The sequence below is a fragment of the Bacillus sp. A260 genome, assembly GCF_009861435.1.
In the GTDB taxonomy this organism is placed as follows: domain Bacteria; phylum Bacillota; class Bacilli; order Bacillales; family Bacillaceae_G; genus Bacillus_A; species Bacillus_A cereus.
In genome coordinates this window covers 5255457-5280331 of the sequence record NZ_CP046398.1, presented here as the reverse complement: position 1 = coordinate 5280331, position 24875 = coordinate 5255457, and the positions used below count along the sequence as shown (strand labels likewise).

Below are 24875 nucleotides of genomic sequence, written 5' to 3'. Positions count from 1 at the left end.
GGAGATATTGCTAGATGAACATAGAACAATTTCAATCTATGCTAGAAGAGAAGGGAATCACCCTCTCTTCTAGACAGTTAGAGCAGTTCAAAATCTACTTTGAAACATTAGTAGAGTGGAATGAAAAAATGAACTTAACGGCTATTACAGAAAAAGAAGAAGTATATTTAAAACACTTTTTTGATTCCATTACAGCTGCTTTTTATTATGATTTTTCAAAACCATTCTCAATTTGTGATGTTGGTGCAGGGGCTGGATTCCCAAGTATTCCTTTAAAAATCTGTTTCCCGCACTTAAAAGTAACAATTGTAGATTCATTGCAAAAACGTATTAATTTCTTAAATCACTTAGCCCAAAAGTTAGAATTAAGTGATGTTGCATTTTGTCACGATCGTGCTGAAACATTTGGGAAAAAAGAAGGTGTACGTGAATCATACGATATTGTAATGGCACGTGCAGTTGCGCGTCTTTCTGTATTAAGTGAGCTATGTTTACCACTTGTAAAAGTTGGAGGAACATTCATTGCAATGAAAGGTGCAGCAGCAAACGAAGAAATTGAAAATGGCAAGTATGCTTTAGAGGTGCTAGGCGGAGAGTTAAAAGAGATGTCTACGTTCCAATTGCCGTTTGAAGAGAGTGAACGTAATATTTTATTAATCGAGAAAAAGCGCAAGACACCAAAGAAATATCCACGCAAACCGGGAACACCCAATAAATTACCTATTGAAAAATAAATCTTATTAGACGTAAGATTAAATTATATAAATGAAAACGTAAATGTTTCATAGGAAACATTTTATGGAGAATAGTCAATAGGCCTAAAAGGTGGTGGAATATGTATGAAAAATACGTTTTCTCGTTTATTTGGCTTTGGAGATAAAGAGAGCGAATTCGAATTACAAGACGAAAGCCATGAAGAGATAGATAAAAAGGTATATGAAGAAATACAAGAAATTCCGATAGTAAATATTACCCCTAACCGTTATCAACCAAGAACAGTTTTTGATGATGCGCGTATTGATGAGCTAGCATTAACAATTCGTACACATGGACTTATTCAACCGATTGTTGTAAGGCAATATGAGGATGATAAGTACGAGATTATTGCTGGAGAAAGACGTTTTCGCGCGGCAACAAAGTTAGGTTGGGAAAAGGTTCCTGCAATTATAAAGAATTTAAATGATACAGAGACAGCTTCTGTAGCTTTAATTGAAAACTTGCAACGTGAGGAACTAACGGCAATCGAGGAAGCTGTGGCATATCAAAAGCTGATTGAGTTACATAATTTAACACAAGAAGCATTGGCACAACGACTTGGAAAAGGACAATCTACAATCGCAAATAAGTTGCGCTTGTTAAAGTTGCCTGAAGAAATAAAAAGTGCATTATTAGAAAAAAGCATTACAGAACGTCATGCCCGCGCTCTCATTCCTTTAAAAAATGAGGAATTACAACTGAAGGTTTTACAGGAAATTGTTGAGAAACAACTAAATGTAAAGCAAACAGAAGAACGAATTGCGAAGTTACTAGAGGAAGCGAAACCGAAGCGTAAGGCAAAGCAAAAAGCAGTAAGTCGAGATACGAGGATTGCTATGAATACAATTAGACAATCTTTACAAATGGTTACTGAAAGTGGTTTGAATGTTAATTCTGAGGAAGAAGAATTTGATGAGTACTATCAAATTACAATTAAAATTCCAAAGAAAAAATAATAATGACGTGCTAGAGACCTTATCCTATTGGAGAGGTCTCTTTTACTATATTTTCTTGTTAAATGAAGAAGGAGTTTAGAAATAAATTTTGAAGTTTAATAAAGGACGTAAAAGAAAAAGTTTTATTTCATGTTACAATAAACGTAATTGTTACTAGAATAAGATAGAAAGGTTGAAAGTAGGTGACATCATGGGAAAAATCATTGCTATTGCTAATCAAAAAGGCGGTGTTGGAAAAACAACAACATCTGTTAATTTAGGGGCTGGATTGGCGCAAGTAGGTAAAAAAGTCCTTCTTGTAGATATTGATGCTCAAGGAAATGCAACGACTGGTGTGGGAATTGAAAAATCTGAATTAGATCAATGTATTTACAACGTTCTTGTGGAAGATGCAGATGTTCAAGGGGTTATACAGAAAACCGCAACTGAAAACTTAGATGTTCTACCCGCTACAATTCAATTGGCTGGTGCTGAAATTGAATTGGTACCGACTATTTCCCGGGAAGTACGTTTGCAAAGAGCATTACAGCCAGTTCGTGATGAATATGACTATATTATTATCGACTGTCCCCCATCTTTAGGGTTATTAACGATTAATGCATTAACAGCAGCAGATTCTGTTATTATTCCTGTACAGTGTGAATATTACGCACTAGAAGGGTTAAGTCAGCTATTAAATACAGTTCGACTTGTACAAAAACATTTAAATAAAAATTTAGCAATTCAAGGTGTATTGTTAACAATGTTGGATGCCCGTACAAATTTAGGGATTCAAGTTATAGATGAAGTGAAAAAGTATTTTAGGGATAAAGTATATCGCTCGATTATTCCGCGTAATGTACGCTTGAGCGAGGCTCCAAGTCATGGGAAACCTATTATGCAGTATGACGCTAAATCAAGAGGAGCAGAAGTGTATATAGATTTAGCAGAGGAAGTGATTGCAGGTGGCTAAAGGATTAGGAAGAGGAATTAATGTGTTTTTTCCTGATTTAGATGTGAAAGAAGAGGAAACAATTCAGGAGATTCTTGTAACTGAATTAAGGCCGAATCCATATCAACCGCGTAAACACTTTAATAAAGAGGCGATTCAGGAATTAGCAATTTCGATTAAGGAACACGGTATTCTACAACCATTAATTGCTAGGAAGAGTATTAAAGGATATGAAATTGTTGCAGGTGAAAGACGATTTCGTGCTGCAAAAGAGGCTGGTTTAGAAAAAGTACCTGCGGTTGTAAGACAATTAACTGAACAGCAAATGATGGAATTTGCTTTGTTAGAAAACTTACAACGAGAAGATTTAAATCCTATGGAAGAGGCAATGGCATACCAGATGTTAATGAATGAGCTAAATGTAACGCAAGAACAATTAGCGAAACGTCTTGGTAAAAGCAGACCTTACATTGCAAATTATACTCGGTTATTAAGCCTACCTTCTTTCGTACAAGATATGATTGCAAATGGTCAACTTTCAATGGCTCATGGGAGAACTTTACTTACGATAAAAGATGAAGAACAATTGAAGTCCTTATTGAAACGCATTGAAAAAGAAGGATTAAATGTTCGTCAATTAGAGAAAATCGTCCAAGAGATTAATCAACACGTTTCACGTGAAACAAAAAAAGTGAAAAAAGAGCGAAATATATTTTTCGTAGAACGTGAAACGTTCTTAAGAGAAAAGTTTGGCACAGATGTGAAAATTAAAGAGACGAAAAAAGAAAAAGGTAAAATCGAAATTGAATTTTTTAATAAAGAAGATTTAAATCGTATTTTAGAACTATTAGCACAGAAAAATTAAAAAGCAAACCATCTTATTATTTATAGATGGTTTGCTTTTTTTAATGCGGATAATTTTTGATCCGTCTCTTTTATACTTTTTGCGATTACATCAGCCATTTTCATGACTAAACTTAATCTTGTATTTTGAAGAACGAAAAACTCCATAAACCCATTTAGATTGACGATACCGTGTATGTGCAAATCACCAACTGCAGGTAATTTCTTATTCATAGCAGCTCCAGGTTTACTAGGTCCCTTTCCAGTAGTGATTGATCCGATATTTTGGGACTTTCCTAAACATGCATCAACAGCAATTATAAATGCAGTAGGATATTCTTTCTGTATATTCTGAATTTTCTCCTCTAAATTTAGCGCATGTACTGGCTCATCTAGTGTACCGAATACTTGGAGGTTTTGGATGTCTATTTGTTCAAGTTTTGTACCAACTAATGGGCCGAGTGCGTCACCTGTAGAGCGATCTGTGCCGATACAAACGAGAATGAGTGGTATATTAGTTTTAATAGGAATATGGGTAAGTAAGAAATTACTGATTATCTCAGAGGCTTCTAGATCTTGGTGCATAACGTTTTGAGTTTCTTTCTCAAAAAATGGTAAGCGAAAACTTCCAATATTCATGAAGCACCCATCCTTTTAATAAATTTTCAATATATGTTATATGGTGAGGAAAATGGAAAGTTATAAGTGCGTAATTTTTGCAAAATGTGAATGAAAACGGAAATAATAGTACTAGTATATATATATTCGTTCCATTTTATACCTGGATGTCGGGGATAAAATAGGATTAAAATCATAAAATTTTTTCAGCAATTAGGGGACTTCTGATACAATAATAAGGGTAACTAAAAAGAAATTTTAGCTAGAGAGGTAGAGGTACATGGATTTATTAGCGAAGTGGTTTAATTCTATGAAACAGTATTTATTAGATGCTGATCGTTGGGCTCATATTGGAGTTGCGACATTAAAAATATGTATTATTTTAACAATTGGTGCAGTTGTTGTGCGAATTGCAAGGGCGGTTGTACGAAATGCGTTTCGTATGGGGAGTCGTTCTCCAATTCAAATTTCAGAACGTCGTACAGTTACAGTAGCGAAATTACTTGAAAATATTGTAGCGTACGTTGTTATGTTCATTATGCTAATTGCGATTTTAGGTGTATTTGATATTAATGCATCAGGTTTATTAGCGGGTGCTGGGGTAATTGGTTTAGCAGTCGGATTTGGTGCTCAAAGTTTAGTGAAAGACGTTATTACAGGTTTATTTATTTTGTTAGAAGATCAGTTTTCAGTTGGCGATTATGTTAAAATCGGTCAATTTGAAGGAGTCGTTTTAGAAATTGGACTTCGTACAACGAAAGTAAAGAGTTGGACAGGTGAAATTCATACTTTACCAAATGGAAGTATTATTCAAGTTACTAACTACTCAGTTAGTAATAGTGTAGCGTTTGTTGATGTATCTATTTCATATGAGGCTGATATTGCGAAAGCAGAGCAAGTTATTGAAGATTTATTAGTAGAATTACCTTCAAAGTACGAAAAAATGGTAACAACGCCTCAATTATTAGGTGTGCAAACATTAGCTGCATCAGAAGTTATATTACGTGTTATTGCTGAAGTAGAACCGATGCAACATGCAGTTATTGCAAGGGCACTTCGTAAAGAGATTAAAAATCGTCTTGATTTACATGGAATTGAAATTCCATATCCACGTATGGTTTTATATAATCGTGAAGAATTAGTTAGTGGAAAAGCAATTTAGTATGGAGAGGAGTTTGGAGAATGGAGCAAAAGGAATATAACTTGTATGATGTTGTGGAAATGAAGAAAGCCCATCCATGTGGCGAGAATCGTTGGAAAATTATTCGTATGGGAATGGATATCCGCATTAAGTGCGAGGGGTGTGACCATTCAGTAATGATTCCTCGAAGAGAGTTTGATCGTAAGGTGAAAAAAATACTTGTGAAGCATGAAGAATAGAGGGAGAGTAACAGTTACAGTAGGTAACTGTTACTTTTTTTCGTTTGGCGGAAACTTGTCATTTTTTTCGTTACTATCTATAATGATGAAAGATTGAGACATAGGAGTGAAAAATATGGGATTAACGGCTGGGATTGTTGGATTACCTAACGTAGGGAAGTCCACTTTATTTAATGCAATTACACAAGCAGGAGCAGAATCTGCGAACTATCCATTCTGTACAATTGATCCAAACGTAGGGATTGTAGAAGTACCAGATGAGCGTTTAAATAAATTAACGGAATTAGTAGAACCGAAAAAGACTGTTCCGACTGTATTCGAGTTTACTGATATTGCAGGTATCGTAAAAGGTGCTAGTAAAGGTGAAGGTTTAGGAAATAAATTCTTATCTCACATTCGTCAAGTAGATGCAATTTGCCAAGTTGTTCGTTGTTTTGAAGACGAAAATATTACGCACGTTTCAGGGAAAGTAGATCCAATTGATGATATTGAAACAATCAATTTAGAGCTAATTTTAGCGGATTTAGAGTCTGTTGATAAGCGTATCGAGCGTGTTGCGAAATTAGCAAGACAAAAAGATAAAGAAGCGGTATATGAGCATGAAATTTTAGTTCGTTTAAAAGAAGCTTTTGAAGAGGGAAAACCAGCTCGTACTGTTGAATTTACAGAAGAGCAGATGAAGATTGTTAAAGGCCTTCATTTACTTACAACAAAAGAAATGTTATACGTAGCGAATGTAAGTGAAGACGATATTATTGATCCTTCGGAAAATAAATACGTACAAATGGTAAAAGAATTTGCAGCAAATGAAAATTCTCAAGTAATCGTTGTATGTGCAAAAATTGAATCAGAAATCGCTGAATTAGACGAAGAAGAGAAAAAAGTATTCCTTGAAGAATTAGGAATTGAAGAGTCTGGTTTAGATCAATTAATTCGTGCAGCATATGACCTATTAGGACTTGCTACGTACTTTACAGCTGGCGTTCAAGAAGTACGTGCTTGGACATTTAAACAAGGAATGAAGGCACCACAATGTGCTGGTGTTATTCATACAGACTTTGAGCGTGGATTTATTCGTGCAGAAACAGTTTCTTACGATGATTTAATGACAAACGGTTCTATGACAGCTGCAAAAGAAGCTGGAAAAGTACGTTTAGAAGGAAAAGAATATATCGTAAAAGACGGAGATGTTATGCACTTCCGTTTTAACGTTTAATTTAATATTTCCTAGGAAAAATAAAGATATGAACTTGGCAAATATATTATATGTTTGCCAAGTTTTTTATGTATTGGTGAGTTGATTCATATAACTTACTATGATATAATCTAAACTCGTGAGTAATTACTATAAATTAATTGCTCCTTGCCCATTACGGGCCGTTTAGACCAAAAGGAGGTGAAAGTGTAATGAGAAAGTACGAAATTATGTACATCATTCGTCCTGGCGTTGAAGAAGAAGCTCAAAAAGCTTTAGTTGAACGTTTTGCAGGTGTTTTAACAAACAATGGTGCAGAAATCATTAACACGAAAGAGTGGGGTAAGCGTCGTTTAGCTTACGAAATCAACGACTTACGTGAAGGTTTCTACATGATCTTAAACGTGAAATCTAACGCAGAAGCGATTAACGAATTCGACCGTTTAGCTAAGATCAACGAAGACATCCTTCGTCATATCGTTGTTAAAGAAGAAGAAAAATAATTGATATATAAGGGAGAGTGGTTCGATTGATGAATCGTGTTATCCTCGTTGGTCGTTTAACTAAGGACCCTGACTTACGTTACACGCCCAATGGTGTCGCAGTAGCTACTTTTACGTTAGCTGTGAATCGCGCATTTGCCAATCAGCAAGGTGAGCGTGAAGCTGACTTTATTAATTGTGTAATATGGCGTAAACAAGCAGAAAACGTAGCAAATTATTTGAAAAAAGGTAGCTTAGCAGGCGTAGATGGGCGTCTTCAAACTCGTAATTACGAGGGACAAGATGGTAAACGTGTATACGTAACAGAAGTTCTTGCGGAAAGCGTGCAATTTTTAGAGCCGCGTAATGGCGGTGGGGAGCAACGTGGTTCATTTAATCAGCAACCATCAGGAGCTGGTTTCGGTAACCAAGGCTCTAACCCATTTGGTCAATCTAGTAATTCAGGTAACCAAGGTAACTCTGGATTTACGAAGAATGACGATCCATTTTCAAATGTAGGTCAACCGATCGACATTTCCGACGACGATTTACCGTTCTAATACAGTAAATTTGTTAGTTTTAACAAAGAATGGAGGGAAATAGACATGGCAGGACGCAAAGGTGGACGTGCGAAACGTCGTAAGGTGTGTTTCTTCACAGCTAACGGCATCACTCGCATTGACTATAAAGATGTTGATTTATTAAAACGTTTCGTTTCTGAGCGTGGTAAAATTTTACCTCGTCGTGTAACAGGAACAAGCGCAAAATACCAACGCAAACTTACAGTTGCAATTAAACGTGCTCGTCAAATGGCACTTTTACCATATGTTGGTGAATAATAGCGTATGAAATGCACAGTAGAGTCGGACTCTACTGTGCATTTTGCTATGCTTTTCTTTTTGAAAGAGAGGTTAAAATGTGAAACAAACAAAGTTTATTACAGAAGGTGCAGCATTATTAGCTATATATGCAATTTTATTGCTTATATCTATGTATGTTCCGATTTTGGGTACAGTTGTAACTTTTGCGTTGCCGTTACCATTTATACTATTAATGATAAGACATAAACTATCTAATGTGCTCGTGGTTTTTGTAGCAGCACTTTTTGTTACTATTATTGTGAGTCAACCGCTGAATTTAGTGAAGACAATTATGTTTGGATTGATAGGGATTGTTTTAGGATATATGTATAAAACAAGAAAAAAGCCAGTTGAAATCTTAATAGCGGGGACGCTTGCATACTTAATTGGTTTTGTACTTATTTATGTTGCGAGTATAAAGTTTTTCAACATAGATATAATGAAGCAAATGCAAAGTATGTTTAGTGAAAGTATGGCGAAAAGCGAAAAGATAGTAAGTGCTACAGGTATGCCGATTAGTAAGGAACAAAAAGAGCTACTTGCACAAATGAATGATATATTACAATCGTTACTTCCAAGTATACTTGTGCTAGTTTCAGTATGTTTTTCTTGGATTACAGTGATAATATCAGGTAGTGTTTTGAAAAAGTTAAAACATGAAGTTATATCTTGGCCTAAATTTAAAGATATACAATTACCAAAGAGTATCATTTGGTATTACGTTATATTTATTTTGTTAGCAACTTTTATAAAAGTAGAACCAACATCATATTTACATATGGTATTTTCTAACCTAAATGTCATATTTGCACTATTGCTTGTACTGCAAGGTCTGACATTTATCGCCTTTTTAGCGTATAGAAAAGGTTTTACTAAAGGGGTTCCTATTATTAGTTTTATTGCATGCATGTTTATTCCGATGCTGTTTCCTCTTGTGACAATCTTAGGTATAATTGACTTAGGGATTTCATTGCGTTCTAAAATAGGGGGATAAAATAATATTCCTTATACTATTTTAATCTGTTTAACTAACTGGAAGGTAAGTTAGTTTTACTTTATAGGAGTTGTATACATGCCTGAATTTGATAAGAAACAGTGGTTTTTATATCCTGTTTATGTATTGGCATTTTTTGTGTTTGTGCTCATTTCAATTCTCTGTTATTTTCATTTAATTATGGGTATAGCTGCTTTTGTCATTTTTTGTATCGTATTCTTTATCGTTATACGATTTGAACTTAATTTTCAAAGGAATTTCGAAAAGCATACGACAGATATGATTACAAGAGTAAAGAAAGTAAGTAATGAAGCATTTAACCAAATGCCGATTGGTATTTTGTTATACAATAAGGATTATGGGATTGATTGGGCAAATCCTTATTTATCTTCATGTCTGGGACAGCACGCATTAGCTGGATGGCACCTTTACGATGTATCAGAAACATTACTTCTTTTCATTAAAGGAGAAACTTCTGATGATATAGTCTCTTTAAATAATCGAAAGTTTCGCGTTTTTGTAAGGAAAGAAGAAAAGTTAATTTATTTCTTTGATGTAACGGAACAAACAGAAATCGAAAAGATGTACGAGGATCAAAGGACTGTTTTAGCTGTCATCTATTTGGATAATTATGATGAAGTTACACAAGGATTAGATGATCAATTACGTACGAATATAACAAGTCTTGTGACATCGCGACTAAATGAATGGGCACTTAAGTATGGTGCTTATTTAAAACGTGCATCTTCAGAAAGATTCTTCGTTGTGCTAAATGAAAGTATTTTGACGCAGATGGAGAAAGGGAAATTTAGCATTTTAGATCAGGTGCGTGAAGAAACATCTAAAAGGAATATACCACTTACATTAAGTGTGGGTGTCGGATCAGGTGATTTACCTTTATCAGAGCTTGGAGCAATGGCTCAATCTGGTTTAGATCTTGCGCTTGGGCGTGGGGGAGACCAAGTAGCTATTAAACAAGCGACAGGTAAAGTTAAGTTCTATGGAGGTAAGACAAATCCGGTTGAAAAACGTACCCGTGTACGCGCCAGGGTCATTTCGCATGCGTTAAAGGATTTAGTATTAGAAAGTAGTAATGTCATTATTATGGGGCATAGGGCTCCCGATATGGACGCAATTGGTGCTGCGATTGGTATTTTAAAAGTGGCTCAATTAAATGAGCGTAAAGGATATATTGTGTTAGATGAAAATGATTCCGATAAAGGAATTAAGCGTTTGATGGACAAAGTGAAACAAAATGAGGAGTTATGGTCTCATTTTATTACTCCAGAGCAAGCGATGGAATTTGCAAATGATGAGTCGTTACTTGTTGTTGTCGATACGCATAAACCTTCTATGGTGATGGAGCAAAAACTGTTACATAAAATTGAAAATGTAGTAGTTATTGATCATCATCGCCGTGGAGAAGATTTTATTGAAGACCCATTGCTAGTTTATATGGAACCATATGCTTCTTCAACGGCAGAATTGGTTACAGAATTACTTGAGTATCAACCTAAAAATTTAAAGATGACAATGTTAGAAGCGACGGCATTGTTAGCGGGTATTATTGTCGACACGAAAAGTTTCACATTCCGGACAGGGGCTCGTACATTTGATGCTGCTTCTTATTTACGCTCACATGGTGCAGATACTGTACTTGTACAAGAACTTTTAAAGGAAGATATGGATCAGTATTTACGGGTTGCAAAAGCTATAAAAAATGCGTACATTTATAAAAATGGAATTGCGATTGCTAAAGTTGATAGTGATGATTACTACGATCAAGTGCTTATTGCGCAATCGGCAGACACGTTATTAACGATGACAGGGATTATTGCATCATTTGTTGTTGCGAAACGTGGCGAGAATCTCATTGGAATTAGCAGCAGGTCTTTAGGTGAAGTGAATGTGCAGCTAATTATGGAAAACTTAGGCGGTGGCGGGCATTTGACGAATGCAGCCACACAGATGAAAAATGTTACAGTAGATGAAGCTGAGGAGAAGCTTCGATTTGTTATTGATGACTATTTACAGGGAGGCACACAATCATGAAAGTAATTTTTCTAAAAGACGTAAAAGGTAAAGGTAAAAAAGGAGAAGTAAAAAACGTACCAGATGGCTATGCAAACAACTTCTTACTAAAACAAGGATTAGCTGCTGAAGCAACAAATAGCAGTATGAAAACTTTAGAAGCTCAAAAGCGTAAAGAAGAAAAAGATGCAGCAGCAGAGCTTGAAAATGCAAAAGAGTTAAAAGAGACTTTAGAGAAATTAACTGTAGAATTAAAGGCGAAATCTGGAGAAGGTGGCCGTTTATTTGGTTCTATCACAAGCAAACAAATCGTAGATGCAATGCAAAAATCACACAAGATTAAACTTGATAAACGTAAATTTGAAATGGACGATGCAATCCGCGCGTTAGGTTATACAAACGTTACTGTGAAATTGCATCCACAAGTAACAGCAACAGTAAAAGTTCATGTTAGTGAACAATAAAAATAAATTAAGCAAGGAGGATTGCGTATGAGTGATGTACTTGCTGATCGTACCCCTCCGCATAATATAGAGGCTGAGCAGGCGGTTTTAGGGGCCATATTGATTGATCAAGATGCGTTAACTTCAGCATCAGAGTTATTGGTACCTGATTCGTTCTATCGAACGAAACATCAAAAGATTTTTGAAGTCATGCTTGGGCTATCTGATAAGGGAGAGCCGATCGACTTAGTAATGATGACATCAGCAATGGCTGATCAAGGATTACTAGAAGAGGTTGGTGGGGTTTCTTACTTAGCAGAGTTAGCAGAAGTTGTGCCAACTGCAGCTAACGTAGAATATTACGCACGCATCATCGCTGAAAAGGCGCTTTTACGTCGTTTAATTCGCACGGCGACTCATATTGTATCGGATGGATACGAGAGAGAAGATGATGTGGATGGTCTTTTAAACGAGGCTGAGAAAAAAATATTAGAAGTATCCCATCAAACGAATGCAAAAGCATTCCAAAACATTAAAGATGTTCTTGTAGATGCTTATGACAAAATTGAACTTTTGCATAATCAAAAGGGTGAAGTTACTGGGATACCAACTGGGTTTACTGAATTAGATAAGATGACAGCAGGTTTCCAACGAAATGATTTAATTATCGTGGCAGCACGTCCATCAGTAGGGAAAACGGCATTTTCATTAAATATTGCACAAAACGTAGCGACGAAAACGGATGAAAATGTAGCGATTTTTAGTTTGGAGATGGGTGCTGATCAGCTTGTTATGCGTATGCTTTGTGCAGAAGGGAATATTGATGCACAAAGACTTCGTACTGGTTCATTAACTTCCGATGATTGGGCAAAATTAACAATGGCAATGGGGAGTCTCTCAAATGCTGGTATATATATTGATGATACGCCAGGTATTAAAGTAAATGAGATTCGAGCAAAATGCCGTAGATTAAAGCAAGAACAAGGTCTTGGTATGATTTTGATTGACTATTTGCAGCTTATTCAAGGAAGTGGGAAATCAGGAGAAAACCGTCAGCAGGAAGTATCTGAGATTTCTCGTACCTTAAAAGGGATTGCGCGTGAATTGCAAGTGCCTGTTATTGCTTTATCACAGTTATCTCGTGGTGTAGAATCTCGTCAAGATAAACGCCCGATGATGTCTGATATTCGTGAATCTGGAAGTATTGAGCAGGATGCTGATATTGTAGCTTTCCTATATCGTGAAGACTACTATGATCGAGAAACGGAAAACAAAAATACAATTGAAATTATTATTGCAAAACAACGTAACGGTCCAGTAGGTTCAGTGGAACTTGCATTCGTCAAAGAGTTCAATAAGTTCGTTAACTTAGAACGTCGTTTTGAGGATGGACATGCTCCACCGGCATAAAGGCAGTATAAAAAAGAAACACATTTCTTATAATAAGATGTGTTTCTTTTTTTTTATAAGAAAGATAAGGCTTTCATAAGTTAAATATATAATTCTTACGAACGAAAATGTTTTTTTGTGAAAAAATGTTCGCTTTTCGGTTGACTTCTCTTTCGGTTTTGGTACAATTATATTGTTTGAATAGATCGTTTGAAAATTGCGGAGGTGCTTTAATAATGTCTTCAGTAGTAGTTGTAGGAACACAATGGGGCGACGAAGGAAAAGGTAAAATCACTGATTTTCTTTCTGAGCATGCGGAAGTAGTTGCAAGATATCAAGGTGGAAATAACGCGGGACATACAATTGTTTTCGGCGGAGTTAAATATAAATTACACTTAATTCCATCTGGTATTTTCTATAAAGAGAAAATTTGTGTAATCGGAAACGGATTAGTAGTAGATCCAAAAGCATTACTTGAAGAGTTAAAATACTTACACGATCGTGGTGTAAGTACTGATAATTTACGTGTAAGTAACCGTGCACATGTTATTTTACCTTACCACTTAAAACAAGATGAGTTAGAAGAAGCAAGTAAAGGTGATAACAAAATCGGTACAACGAAAAAAGGTATCGGTCCTGCATATATGGATAAAGCTGCTCGTATTGGTATTCGTATGGCTGATCTTTTAGACCGTGAAGCATTTAAAGAGAAGCTTGAGCGCAATTTAGTAGAAAAAAATCGTTTATTTGAAAAAATGTACGATACAGAAGGTTTCACTGTAGAAGAAATTTTCGAAGAGTACTTCGAGTACGGGCAACAAATCGCGCAATATGTATGTGATACGTCTGTTGTATTAAATGATGCATTAGATAATAATCACCGTGTATTATTTGAAGGTGCGCAAGGTGTTATGCTTGATATTGACCACGGTACGTACCCGTTCGTTACATCTTCTAACCCAATTGCTGGTGGTGTAACAGTTGGAACTGGAGTTGGTCCTGCGAAAGTTACTCGCGTTGTAGGTGTATGTAAAGCATATACAAGCCGCGTTGGTGATGGTCCATTCCCTACTGAGCTTCATGATGAAATTGGTCATCAAATTCGTGAAGTTGGTCGCGAGTATGGAACGACAACTGGTCGTCCACGCCGCGTAGGTTGGTTCGATAGCGTTGTTGTAAGACATGCACGTCGTGTTAGTGGTTTAACGGATCTATCATTAAATTCTATCGACGTTTTAACAGGTATTCCAACTCTTAAAATTTGTGTAGCTTACAAATACAATGGCGAAGTTATTGATGAAGTTCCAGCTAACTTAAACATTTTAGCGAAATGTGAGCCTGTATATGAAGAGCTTCCAGGTTGGGAAGAAGATATTACTGGTGTAAAATCATTAGATGAACTTCCTGAAAATGCACGAAAATACGTAGAACGTGTTTCTGAGTTAACAGGAATTCAAATATCTATGTTCTCAGTTGGACCAGATCGTAACCAAACAAATATTGTACGTAACGTATACGAAGCTTAATTAACATTTTTTGAAAAAAAACTCATGTCTGCATGAGTTTTTTTCTTATTCTTTTATAAAAAAACAAAAAAAAGTATTGCAATAAATACAGAATACATGTTATGATACATCTTGTCGTCACGAAAATATGACGTTGGTGAGTATGAGCCATTAGCTCAGTTGGTAGAGCATCTGACTTTTAATCAGAGGGTCGAAGGTTCGAGTCCTTCATGGCTCACCATTTTATTTTTCGTGGCCCGTTGGTCAAGTGGTTAAGACACCGCCCTTTCACGGCGGTAACACGGGTTCGAATCCCGTACGGGTCATGTTTTTTTTTTGCTTATTTTTGGTCCCGTGGTGTAGTGGTTAACATGCCTGCCTGTCACGCAGGAGATCGCCGGTTCGACCCCGGTCGGGACCGCCACTTTTGTTTATACCACCATTAGTGGTTTTATATATAGTTTTGGCTCGGTAGCTCAGTCGGTAGAGCAGAGGACTGAAAATCCTCGTGTCGGCGGTTCGATTCCGTCCCGAGCCACTCTCAGGATATTAAGTGGGCCCACTTAATATCCTTTTTATTTATGTAATTTTACAAAACTGAGTAGTTATTTTAAAATAGAACGAGGAGCCTCTAGCAGTTGAAGCTAGAGGTTTTTCTATAGATCGTATAGGATGCCGTGTAAAAGTGGATCATACATGAGTCTATGAGAATAGAGGAGAAAATACTTAAACAAAGGATGCGGTCATATAGGACATACTATGTAAACATCAATATGTTTAGGGATTATTGACCATATTTTTATAAGGAGGAAATAGACGATGATGGGAAAGAAAATTTTAGTAGTTGATGATGAAAAGCCGATTGCAGATATTTTGAAGTTTAACCTAGAAAAAGAAGGTTTTGAAATAGTAATGGCGCATGATGGTGATGAAGCAATTGAAAAGGCTAATGAAGAGCAACCAGATATGGTTTTATTAGATATTATGCTACCAGGTAAAGATGGCTTAGAGGTTTGCCGTGAAATACGTAAAAGCTCAGAAATGCCGATTATTATGCTTACAGCAAAGGACTCTGAGATTGATAAAGTATTAGGGCTCGAGCTTGGGGCAGATGATTATGTAACGAAGCCATTTAGTACGAGGGAATTACTTGCTCGTGTGAAGGCGAATTTACGCCGCCATCAACAAGGTGGTGCTGCGGAAAAAGAAGAAAATACAGAAATGGTTATTGGACCAATTGTGATCAATCCAAATGCATATAGTGTAACGAAGCGCGAGGAAAATATCGAGCTTACACATCGTGAATTTGAGTTGCTACATTATTTAGCGAAACATTTAGGACAAGTTATGACACGCGAACATTTATTACAAACAGTTTGGGGTTATGACTATTTTGGAGATGTGCGCACAGTAGACGTTACAGTACGTCGTTTGCGTGAAAAAATTGAAGATAATCCAAGCCATCCTACTTTAATTGTAACTAGACGTGGAGTAGGGTATTACTTGCGTGACCCAGAGCAGGAATAGTATATGAAGAAAGTTGGTTTTTTTCAATCTATTCATTTAAAATTTGTGCTTATATATATGCTATTAATATTAATAGCGATGCAAGTTATTGGAGTATATTTCGTAAGGGAATTAGAGAAGAGCTTAGTACAAGGTTTTAGGGATTCTTTAACGCAGCAAACAAACTTATTATCATATAATTTGAAGCAAGAGTTTAAAAAAAGTTATACAAAAGCAGAAACAGAGTCAACAGATGAAACGATTAAAACTTCAATTCGAAAATTTGCCTCTGATCAGAAGAAAGTTATACAAGAGGTAAGTGTATTTGATTCGCACAGAAAGTTACTGGCTATTTCAGATGAATCAAAGCAGAATAAGGTGAATCGAACATCAACTGATATAGCTGTTCAGCGAGTGTTAGTACAAAAAAAGCCGGAAGTGAAAATTGAGAAGGATGGTAGTACAGGTCATCGTGTTCAAGTTATGCTTACTCCGATTCTAGATGATAACGGTAAGGATGCGCTTGGTGTTATTTACATTGTGGCATCTATGGAAGATGTATATAAACAAATGAAGGATATAAATCAAATTTTTGCTACGGGAACAGTAATTGCTTTATTAGTAACGGCCGTACTTGGGATTTTATTGGCTCAAACAATTACAAGACCAATTTCAGATATGCGGAGACAAGCAATCGAAATGGCAAAAGGAAATTATTCGAGAAAAGTAAAAGTGCATAGCCATGATGAAATTGGACAACTGGCATTATCCTTCAATAATTTATCAAAAAAATTACAACAAGCTCGTTCTTCTACAGAAAGTGAAAGGCGTAAATTATCATCTGTTTTATCACATATGACAGATGGAGTAATTGCTACTGACCGAAAAGGGGATATTATTTTACTAAATGATCCTGCGGAAAAGATGTTAAATGTTTCTCGTGAAACAGCGCTCGATCAATCTGTTTTAGAGGTATTAGGGATACAGGAAGAATTTACGCTCGATCATTTATATGAAGAGCCAGATTCTGTTTTATTAGATTTTAGTACGAGAAACGAACCATATATTTTACGTGCTAGTTTCTCTGTTATTCAAAAAGAAACAGGGAAGGCAAACGGCTTAATTGCTGTACTATATGATGTAACAGAGCAGGAGCGTATAGAACGGGAACGCCGTGAGTTTGTGGCGAATGTCTCTCATGAATTAAGGACGCCATTAACGACGATGCGCAGTTATTTAGAGGCACTTACAGATGGAGCATGGCAGGATCCAAATATTGCACCACAATTTTTAACGGTTACACAAGAAGAAACAGAAAGAATGATTAGACTTGTAAATGCGTTGTTACAGCTATCTAAACTTGATAGTACAGAGCATCGTTTAATGAAAGAATGGGTCGACTTTACTGATTTCTTTAATAATATTATTGATCGCTTTGAAATGTCTAAAGAGCAAAATGTAAGTTTCAAACGATCTTTCTCTAAGAAATCTAGATTTATTGATATGGATACTGACAAAATTACTCAAGTGCTGTATAACATTATTTCTAACGCATTAAAGTATTCACCAGAAGGTGGAACAGTAACATATCGTTTACGTGATCGCGGTGATTTATTAGAAATTAGTGTAAGTGACCAAGGAATGGGTATTCCAAAAGAAAACGTTGATAAAATCTTTGAACGTTTTTATCGCGTAGATAAAGCTCGTTCAAGACAAATGGGTGGTACTGGGCTTGGATTAGCAATTGCAAAAGAAATGATTGAGGCACATGGTGGCTCTATTTGGGCGAAGAGTGAAGAAGGAAAAGGGACAACTATTTATTTCACGTTACCAATGGCAGCAGATGAAGAGGACGATTGGGAATGAGTATGGAAAACTTTAAAACAATAGTTTTAATTAACCTAGTTGTAATTAGCCTATTTCTTACTTTTAACCTATGGACGTATGTGCCAGATTCTACATCCATGCAAAACGCGAAATTTGTGCAGGGAAATGAAGGAATGAACCAAACTAAAATTTCCGATGTTGTCCGTCCTACTTCTATCATCGTGCATAAAGATAAAAATCATTATGGGAGCAGAAGAGAGGCAGATATAGAATCAATCTATAAGCCTCTGGAAGTAGGGGAACTACATGATTTTAAAGAGATATCAATCACTAAGGGTGATTTCCTTTCATATGTGCATGGTGAAGGGAAAGTTGAACTTGTTTTCCCTACCGATATCCCATTTGATGCAGTAAAATCCATGTTTAACATGAAAGAGAAGAGTACAGATAAGCCTAAACATTTTAACCGTATTCTCCTCGATCCTTCTCGAAGTAAGGATCAAGAAATTAAAATTAACTTTGTTTCTGATGGTGATAACTTTAAAATATACGAGGCAAAATTAAGTGGCGTGTATTTAAAAGATATTGTAAATGCCCAAAATCAATTTATAGTATCAGCAAAGCCTTATTTTGATTATCAACTTAATGATATGAAAAAGTTATTTTTACCAGATGGAACGACAGAGTTAAACAATATAACATATATTTCATCTAATTTAGCAGTTGATACGTTTAAGAATGCTCTGTTTAGTGATCCTCGTTATTTAAGTCCGATTACCGAGATGTCGAAAGAAACATTTACAGATGGTATTAGATCCATGGAAATTGAAAACGATCGTCACATGCTAAAGTATAAAAACTCTTCTGTCTTAACTGAGAAAACGATAGATAATTTAATGCTTTTACAAAAAAGCTTTGAATTCGTAAGTGGTCACAGTGGAAGTTTGGATTCATATCGTTTGGACTATATGAATAAAGGAGAGACAGTATTTCGTTTAAATGAAGATGGATATTCAGTATTCAATGAAGATGGATTAGCTGAATTGAGACAAATATGGGGATCAGAAGAAGTAATGGAATATGAAAGACCGTTGCTGTCTTTAAATACTAAAGGTATAGAACAGAAGGTTACTCTTCCGTCAGGGCATGTTGTAATAGCATCCCTAGAAAATAATCCAGAGATAAAGAAACAAGTAATTAAGGATATTGGTATTGGATACAAGTTATCACTAGATGGACAAGTAGTTCGATTACAACCAATTTGGTATGTAAAGCTTGTTGAAGATGAAACAGGTAAACAGAAAATCTATGAGTGGAGTGAGGGAGGACTAAATGGATTGGGATCGGATTAAAACCATATTTATTGTGACCTTTTTTGTTTTGGACCTCTTTCTCATTTTCCAATTCATTCAAAAGCAAGATAGTAATCAATTGGAGCTTATTGCAGAAACAAAGATAGATCAAGAATTAAAAGCAAACAAAATTACGATGGGAAATATCCCTAAAGAACCGAAAAAAGAGTCATTTATTAGAGCAGAAAATAAAGCTTTTAAAGAAGAAGATATACAGTCTTTGAAAAATCAAACGGTGCATATACAAAATATGTACAAGATAGAAAGTAAGCTAAAAGAGCCTTTTTTAAATACGAAATCATTATCAAAAGATAAGTATAATGAATTTTTGAAGAACTATGTATTGGATGGACAAAAGTATGAATTTGGAGCGGTGAAAGACTCTAAAATTTATTTCTTCCAAAAATATAAAGATAAGCCTATTTTCTATAATAATCAGGCGATGATTGTTGTGGAATTAAATGAAAAAAATGAACTTGTTTCATATACGCAGACAATGCTAACTGATTTAAAAGAAATGGGCGAAGGTGAAAAAACGAAAGAGCAAGAAATTATTACGGCTCAAACAGCTTTAGAAAATTTGTATTTAAAAAATAAAATTCATGGAAATACGCATGTTAAAGAAGCGCAAATTGGTTATGCCACTCTTACCGCATCTACTTCTAATAACCAAGTACTGGCTCCAACGTGGAATTTGAAAACGGAGCAGAAGCAGGACTTCTTTGTGAATGCAATTGAAGGACAAGTTATGGAATTAGGAGAAAAGGAAAATCAAGTGGTTGATGAACATACTGGAGTGAGAAAGAATGGGGTTGCATTTTAGCGTACTTGCAAGTGGAAGTACAGGAAATATGCTATACGTAGGAACCGATGAAAAAAAATTACTAGTCGACGCAGGTTTAAGTGGTAAAGCAACAGAGGCTTTATTTAAACAAGCAGAACTGAATATAAATGATGTATCAGGTATTCTTGTAACGCATGAGCATAGTGATCATATTAAAGGTTTAGGTGTACTGGCACGTAAATATGATTTACCTGTTTATGCGAATGAGAAAACATGGAATGCAATGGAACATTTAATAGGAAATATCCCAACTGAACAAAAGTTTATTTTCTCAGTTGGTGATGTGAAAACCTTTGGTGATATTGAAGTCGAGTCATTTGGAGTTTCTCATGATGCGGCAGAACCGATGTTTTATGCTTTCCATAACAATAATAGGAAGTTAGCGCTTATTACAGATACGGGATACGTAAGTGACCGTATGAAAGGCGTTATTAAGGGAGCTAATGCTTTCGTATTTGAAAGTAATCATGATGTAGAAATGCTTCGTATGGGACGTTATCCATGGAGCATTAAACGACGTATTTTAAGTGACGTTGGGCATGTTTGTAATGAGGATGCTGCATTAGCGATGGCAGATGTAATTACAGATGAGACAAAGCATATTTATTTAGCCCATTTAAGCTTAGATAATAACATGAAAGAACTAGCGCGTATGTCAGTATCACAAGTACTAGAGGAAAAAGGATTTGGAGTGGGTGAATCCTTTGAAATTCACGATACAGATCCAAAAATGCCTACAAAAATTCAATACGTATAATTCTTCATTTTAGTAAACAATAAAGGTGAATATAGTTGTTTTCAGGAAGATAGGTGAACAAATATGTCCTTTATTGATGAAGAAAATTATCGTATGAAACGTGCAGGAAAAAAGAAGCACAAAGGTATAGTTCTTTCTAGTATAGCGGGAACAATTGTAGGAGCTTCTTTATTCGCGTTTGGAGCGCCTTTATTTTCAAATTCTGCTGATACGCTTCCGCAAGCTGAAGCAAGCGGAAGTAATATGGCCGAAACTCAAGGGATTAAACAGATTAGCTTTGTAGATGCTGTTGATCGTGCATCTGAAGCTGTTGTGGGTGTTATTAACATTCAACGAGATAACTTTTCAGAGGCAGATTCAGAGGCCGGTACAGGATCAGGAGTAATTTATAAAAAGACAGATGGTCAAGCTTATATTGTAACGAATAATCATGTTGTAGCTGGAGCGAATCGTATTGAAGTAAGTCTAAGTGACGGTAAGAAGGTTCCTGGAAAAGTATTAGGAACCGATGTAGTCACAGACTTAGCTGTATTAGAAATAGATGCAAAGCATGTGAAAAAAATAATTGAAATTGGCGATTCTAATACTGTTCGCAGAGGAGAGCCAGTTATTGCGATTGGAAACCCGCTTGGACTGCAATTTTCTGGAACAGTTACACAAGGTATTATTTCAGCTAATGAACGTATTGTCCCTGTAGATTTAGATCAAGATGGACATTATGATTGGCAAGTAGAAGTGTTACAAACAGATGCAGCGATTAATCCGGGGAATAGTGGCGGTGCGCTTGTAAATGCAGCAGGACAATTAATTGGTATTAATTCAATGAAAATTGCTGCAAAAGAAGTAGAAGGAATCGGCCTTGCTATTCCGGTGACTAGAGCTGTTCCGATTATGAATGAACTTGAGAAGTATGGAAAAGTAAGAAGACCATATGTTGGGATTGAACTTAGGTCATTAAATGAAATTCCAAACTATTATTGGTCAAAAACATTACATTTACCAGGTACTGTAACAGAGGGAGTTTGTATTTTGGATGTGAAAAGTCCTTCGCCAGGTGCGGATGCTGGTTTAAGAGAACATGATGTTATTGTGGCGGTAGATGGAAAACCGATTCGCGATATTATTGGATTCCGTACGGCCTTATATGATAAGGAAATTAATGATAAAATGACTCTTACGTTTTATCGTGGCACAAAAAGAGTAACAACAACAGTGAAATTAGGCATTCAAAAGTATTAAAAACAGGAGGGCCTACCTCCTGTTTTCTATTGTAGAAAAGTGAGGTGAAGAAAATGAATTTACCTTGTTGTTTAGAGCATGTTGAATTAGCGTTAGATATTATTGTGGATGAGTGTGAAGTTGCGCCAGTTATCAACAATGTGGATAACTCGGAAAAAGAGAAAAAAACATGTGAATTTTGTCAAAATGAGGCGACATATGTTGTATCGAACACAGATTCTCACACAATATGTGGGTAGTATTTGTGGATATGTGGATAAGTTTTGTGGATAACATGTTTGTAAGGTGGAGGATACGTGTGAATATCTCGATTATTTCAATTGGGAAATTAAAAGAAAAATATTTGAAACAAGGTATAGCAGAATACTTAAAACGATTATCTGCATACGCAAAAGTAGAAGTAATTGAATTGCCTGATGAAAAGGCGCCAGAAAATTTAAGTGAAGCAGAAATGTTAATTGTAAAGGAAAAAGAAGGTATACGTATACTGGATAAAATTTCTGATGACACACATGTGATTGCATTAGCTATAGAAGGAAAGCAAAAGTCATCAGAAGAATTCGCGATAAGTCTAGATCGCCTTGCTACATACGGAAAGAGTAAAGTCGCATTTGTAATTGGTGGATCACTTGGACTAAGCTCAGAAGTGATGAAGCGTTCAAATGAATCACTTTCTTTTTCAAAGATGACATTACCACACCAATTAATGCGATTAGTGTTGCTTGAGCAAGTGTATAGAGCGTTTCGGATTAATCGTGGGGAACCGTATCATAAGTAATGTATTCTATATAAAACACTGATATTATCATATTTATTTTATTATGCCTATAACTGGAGGCTATGTGAATGGTAAGTGATCAGACGAGATATTCTAGGCTCGCGAATATAACAAAAATAATAAATACGAAATTAGAACTACGTGACGTATTGCAGCGTGTGACAATGGCGATATCAGAGGAGATTGTTAGGTGCGACGCTGTTGGAATTTATTTACCCCAGGAAGATGGAACATTTAGAGGGTTTGCAGGAAAACCAGAGACTATAAATGGTGTAACGCTCGATACTCAAGTAATTGATCCTGAAATAGACTTACTGGCAAAAGAAGTTATTGAAACGAAAAGAACCATCTATATTCCTGATACCTCAAAGGATCATCGACCAGATCCGAGACCGGTTAATGCATTCAAAATTAAGTCCTTATTAGCTCTGCCTATCTCATTTGGGCAAGAGTTATTTGGTCTGGTTTTTTTATTTGATTATGGAATTCCGATGAACTTAACAGATTCAGAAATTCAAAGTGTTGAAGCTTATGTAAATATGGCTGCGGTTGCAATTCAAAACGCAAATAATTTAAAACAAAAGGAAAACCTTATTGCTGAGAAACAACTGTTACTAAATGTTACACGTGATTTATCGATGTGTTCCTCGATACAGGAGAGTTTTGATAAATGCTTTTTTTACCTAGAACAGATTTTAGAGAGTAAAAATATGACTGCTCATCTTCTAGATCCGCTAGACAAAACAACAATTAAAACAACGAAATTAAGTAAGGACTGTCATTGGACAGAAGCGGATTGGACAGAGAAAAGCTATGAAGCCAAGATCCAAGAGGTTATTCAAACAAAAAATATAGATAGTAAGGGTCTATTGATGATTCCATTGGTTTCAATGGGAGAAGTATTAGGGGTAATCATCGTTGGCAAAGAAGGAAAAGCTCACAATTATGATGATTCCCAACTTCAACTAGCAAAATCTATCGTTGATGCCACAGCCCCTACGTTTTCGAATTTGTTGTATATGGATCAACTAGAGAGCATAGTGGAAGAGCGAACGAGAGAGCTAGCTGCTGCTAATGAAAAAGTTACAAGTGTGATTGAATGTATTACGGATGGATTTTTTATTTTAAATAATAAATGGGAATTTACGTACGTAAATAAGCACCAATATTTTCCGAAAAGAAAAACAGCAAAAGATGTATTAGGAAAGAATATATGGAATGTTTTCCCGAGTGAAATTGAAACAGTTATGTATAAGGAATTTCATCGTGCGATGTCAGAGCGAACTACAGTTCATTTCGAATTTCTTTCTACTGCAGATGAATATTGGCACGAAGTTATTGCATACCCATATGATGATGGTATTTGTTGTATTTTTAAAAACATAACGGAAAAAAAGAAATATGAACAGGAATTGAAAAGATTATCCAATATAGATTTAATAGGGCAAATGGCAGCAGGTATCAGCCATGAAATTAGAAATCCAATGACAACAGTACTGGGATTTTTACAGTTATTAAAAGAAGAGAATACCTATGAGAAACATAATAAGTACTTTCATTTAATGATTGAAGAACTTAACCGTGCCAATTCTATTATTACTGAATTTCTCTCAATGGGTAATACAAGGAAATTGGATTTGCAGATGTTAGATTTAAATTCAATTATCCGCGATATTATTCCTTTAATAAAGATTGATACGTACAATCAAAATAAATATATTCAAGTCGATACAAATGACATTCCAGAATTACTTTTAAATCGTAATGAGATACGGCAATTATTAATGAATCTATATCGTAATGGCTTAGAAGCGATGAATACAGGGAAAGTTCTAACCATTAGCACTTACAAGGAAGGTCAAAATTGTGTGGTGCTTGCAGTGCGGGATCAAGGAAAAGGTATCAGGCCTGAAGTATTAGAGAAACTGGGTACGCCGTTTTACACGACCAAAGATAATGGAACTGGATTGGGGTTAGGTGTATGTTATGCCATTGCTGCCCGCCATAATGCAAAAATAGAAATTCAAACAGGATCGGAAGGCACTACCTTTTTTGTTAAATTTAATTATGAAAATAATAAAAAATAACCTTATTTAGAATAGTTACGATGAGCCGTATCATAAATAAATTTATTCTTTGTATATAAAAGGATAAAAAGACCATTGGACAAAAATTACCGATGGTCTTTT

Annotated in this window: 25 protein-coding genes and 4 tRNA genes; 28 read left to right on the top strand and 1 reads right to left on the bottom strand. The window is 35.7% G+C overall.

The genetic code is table 11. The annotated features are described in order from the left end of the window. Positions 1–14: 14 nt before the first annotated feature. From rsmG to spo0J, 4 genes are all read left to right on the top strand, one after another. Positions 15–734 carry a 16S rRNA (guanine(527)-N(7))-methyltransferase RsmG gene (rsmG, locus tag GD442_RS26770; protein WP_001019628.1) on the top strand — a complete coding sequence of 240 codons (720 nt, stop codon included), beginning with the start codon at positions 15–17 and terminating at the stop codon, positions 732–734. Between the two features lie 105 nt (positions 735–839). Beyond that, on the top strand, positions 840–1712 hold the full coding sequence (noc, locus tag GD442_RS26765) for a nucleoid occlusion protein (protein WP_000799016.1): 873 nt from the start codon (positions 840–842) through the stop codon (positions 1710–1712). 190 nt (positions 1713–1902) lie between these two features. Further along, entirely contained in the window at positions 1903–2664 is a 762-nt protein-coding gene (gene soj, locus GD442_RS26760) for a sporulation initiation inhibitor protein Soj (protein WP_000516114.1), read from the top strand. Beyond that, positions 2657–3508: a stage 0 sporulation protein Spo0J gene (gene spo0J / locus GD442_RS26755; RefSeq protein ID WP_001051832.1), complete on the top strand. Its 852-nt coding sequence runs from the start codon at positions 2657–2659 to the stop codon at positions 3506–3508. The genes soj and spo0J overlap by 8 nt, the downstream gene beginning before the upstream one ends. 20 nt (positions 3509–3528) lie before the next feature. Here spo0J and yyaC read toward each other — a convergent pair whose 3' ends face one another. Then, positions 3529–4125 (bottom strand): spore protease YyaC, encoded by a 597-nt coding sequence (gene yyaC / locus GD442_RS26750; RefSeq protein ID WP_001020714.1) that lies wholly within the window; start codon positions 4123–4125, stop codon positions 3529–3531. Between the two features lie 259 nt (positions 4126–4384). Here yyaC and GD442_RS26745 point away from each other — a divergent pair, with 259 nt between their 5' ends. The 24 genes from GD442_RS26745 (at position 4385) to GD442_RS26630 (ending at position 24773) form a co-directional block, all read left to right on the top strand. Beyond that, on the top strand, positions 4385–5266 hold the full coding sequence (locus tag GD442_RS26745) for a mechanosensitive ion channel family protein (RefSeq protein WP_000364814.1): 882 nt from the start codon (positions 4385–4387) through the stop codon (positions 5264–5266). Positions 5267–5286: 20 nt separating this feature from the next. After that, entirely contained in the window at positions 5287–5484 is a 198-nt protein-coding gene (locus tag GD442_RS26740) for a DUF951 domain-containing protein (protein WP_000435485.1), read from the top strand. Between the two features lie 115 nt (positions 5485–5599). After that, complete coding sequence (ychF, locus tag GD442_RS26735) at positions 5600–6700, top strand: redox-regulated ATPase YchF (RefSeq protein ID WP_000524657.1); 1101 nt, start codon at positions 5600–5602, stop codon at positions 6698–6700. A 191-nt stretch (positions 6701–6891) separates the two neighbouring features. After that, positions 6892–7182: a 30S ribosomal protein S6 gene (gene rpsF, locus GD442_RS26730; protein ID WP_001233778.1), complete on the top strand. Its 291-nt coding sequence runs from the start codon at positions 6892–6894 to the stop codon at positions 7180–7182. Between the two features lie 26 nt (positions 7183–7208). After that, a complete protein-coding gene (ssb, locus tag GD442_RS26725) occupies positions 7209–7721 on the top strand; it encodes a single-stranded DNA-binding protein (RefSeq protein WP_000981966.1) in 513 nt (170 codons plus the stop codon). A 45-nt stretch (positions 7722–7766) separates the two neighbouring features. Continuing rightward, a complete protein-coding gene (gene rpsR, locus GD442_RS26720; protein ID WP_000918873.1) occupies positions 7767–8000 on the top strand; it encodes a 30S ribosomal protein S18 in 234 nt (77 codons plus the stop codon). Positions 8001–8079: 79 nt separating this feature from the next. Further along, a complete protein-coding gene (locus GD442_RS26715) occupies positions 8080–9015 on the top strand; it encodes a YybS family protein (RefSeq protein WP_000814840.1) in 936 nt (311 codons plus the stop codon). A gap of 78 nt (positions 9016–9093) precedes the next feature. Further along, a complete protein-coding gene (locus tag GD442_RS26710) occupies positions 9094–11067 on the top strand; it encodes a DHH family phosphoesterase (protein WP_001113785.1) in 1974 nt (657 codons plus the stop codon). Continuing rightward, positions 11064–11510, top strand: a complete 447-nt coding sequence (rplI, locus tag GD442_RS26705) for a 50S ribosomal protein L9 (protein WP_000864228.1) — start codon at positions 11064–11066, stop codon at positions 11508–11510. Before GD442_RS26710 ends, rplI begins: the two co-directional genes overlap by 4 nt. 27 nt (positions 11511–11537) lie before the next feature. Further along, positions 11538–12899: a replicative DNA helicase gene (dnaB, locus tag GD442_RS26700; protein ID WP_001286148.1), complete on the top strand. Its 1362-nt coding sequence runs from the start codon at positions 11538–11540 to the stop codon at positions 12897–12899. 215 nt (positions 12900–13114) lie between these two features. After that, positions 13115–14404, top strand: coding sequence for an adenylosuccinate synthase (locus tag GD442_RS26695; RefSeq protein WP_000100238.1), 1290 nt, complete (start codon positions 13115–13117; stop codon positions 14402–14404). Positions 14405–14548: 144 nt separating this feature from the next. Further along, positions 14549–14624, top strand: a tRNA-Lys gene (locus GD442_RS26690). A 13-nt stretch (positions 14625–14637) separates the two neighbouring features. Beyond that, positions 14638–14709, top strand: a tRNA-Glu gene (locus GD442_RS26685). 22 nt (positions 14710–14731) lie between these two features. Next, positions 14732–14807, top strand: a tRNA-Asp gene (locus tag GD442_RS26680). A gap of 41 nt (positions 14808–14848) precedes the next feature. Beyond that, positions 14849–14921, top strand: a tRNA-Phe gene (locus GD442_RS26675). A gap of 281 nt (positions 14922–15202) precedes the next feature. Then, complete coding sequence (walR, locus tag GD442_RS26670; protein ID WP_000971865.1) at positions 15203–15910, top strand: cell wall metabolism DNA-binding response regulator WalR; 708 nt, start codon at positions 15203–15205, stop codon at positions 15908–15910. Between the two features lie 3 nt (positions 15911–15913). After that, entirely contained in the window at positions 15914–17755 is a 1842-nt protein-coding gene (walK, locus tag GD442_RS26665; protein WP_000755367.1) for a cell wall metabolism sensor histidine kinase WalK, read from the top strand. Then, a complete protein-coding gene (locus tag GD442_RS26660; RefSeq protein WP_000061560.1) occupies positions 17752–19068 on the top strand; it encodes a YycH family regulatory protein in 1317 nt (438 codons plus the stop codon). Before walK ends, GD442_RS26660 begins: the two co-directional genes overlap by 4 nt. Further along, on the top strand, positions 19049–19891 hold the full coding sequence (locus tag GD442_RS26655) for a two-component system regulatory protein YycI (protein ID WP_000383740.1): 843 nt from the start codon (positions 19049–19051) through the stop codon (positions 19889–19891). Before GD442_RS26660 ends, GD442_RS26655 begins: the two co-directional genes overlap by 20 nt. Continuing rightward, positions 19875–20669: an MBL fold metallo-hydrolase gene (locus GD442_RS26650; RefSeq protein WP_000522837.1), complete on the top strand. Its 795-nt coding sequence runs from the start codon at positions 19875–19877 to the stop codon at positions 20667–20669. Before GD442_RS26655 ends, GD442_RS26650 begins: the two co-directional genes overlap by 17 nt. A 63-nt stretch (positions 20670–20732) precedes the next feature. Continuing rightward, on the top strand, positions 20733–21908 hold the full coding sequence (locus GD442_RS26645; protein WP_000008033.1) for a S1C family serine protease: 1176 nt from the start codon (positions 20733–20735) through the stop codon (positions 21906–21908). 53 nt (positions 21909–21961) lie between these two features. Continuing rightward, positions 21962–22147, top strand: a complete 186-nt coding sequence (locus GD442_RS26640; protein ID WP_001052827.1) for a CxxH/CxxC protein — start codon at positions 21962–21964, stop codon at positions 22145–22147. Positions 22148–22206: 59 nt separating this feature from the next. Continuing rightward, positions 22207–22686, top strand: coding sequence for a 23S rRNA (pseudouridine(1915)-N(3))-methyltransferase RlmH (gene rlmH / locus GD442_RS26635; RefSeq protein ID WP_001027000.1), 480 nt, complete (start codon positions 22207–22209; stop codon positions 22684–22686). Positions 22687–22754: 68 nt separating this feature from the next. Further along, positions 22755–24773 (top strand): GAF domain-containing sensor histidine kinase, encoded by a 2019-nt coding sequence (locus GD442_RS26630; protein ID WP_047792071.1) that lies wholly within the window; start codon positions 22755–22757, stop codon positions 24771–24773. The last annotated feature ends 102 nt before the right edge of the window (positions 24774–24875 follow it).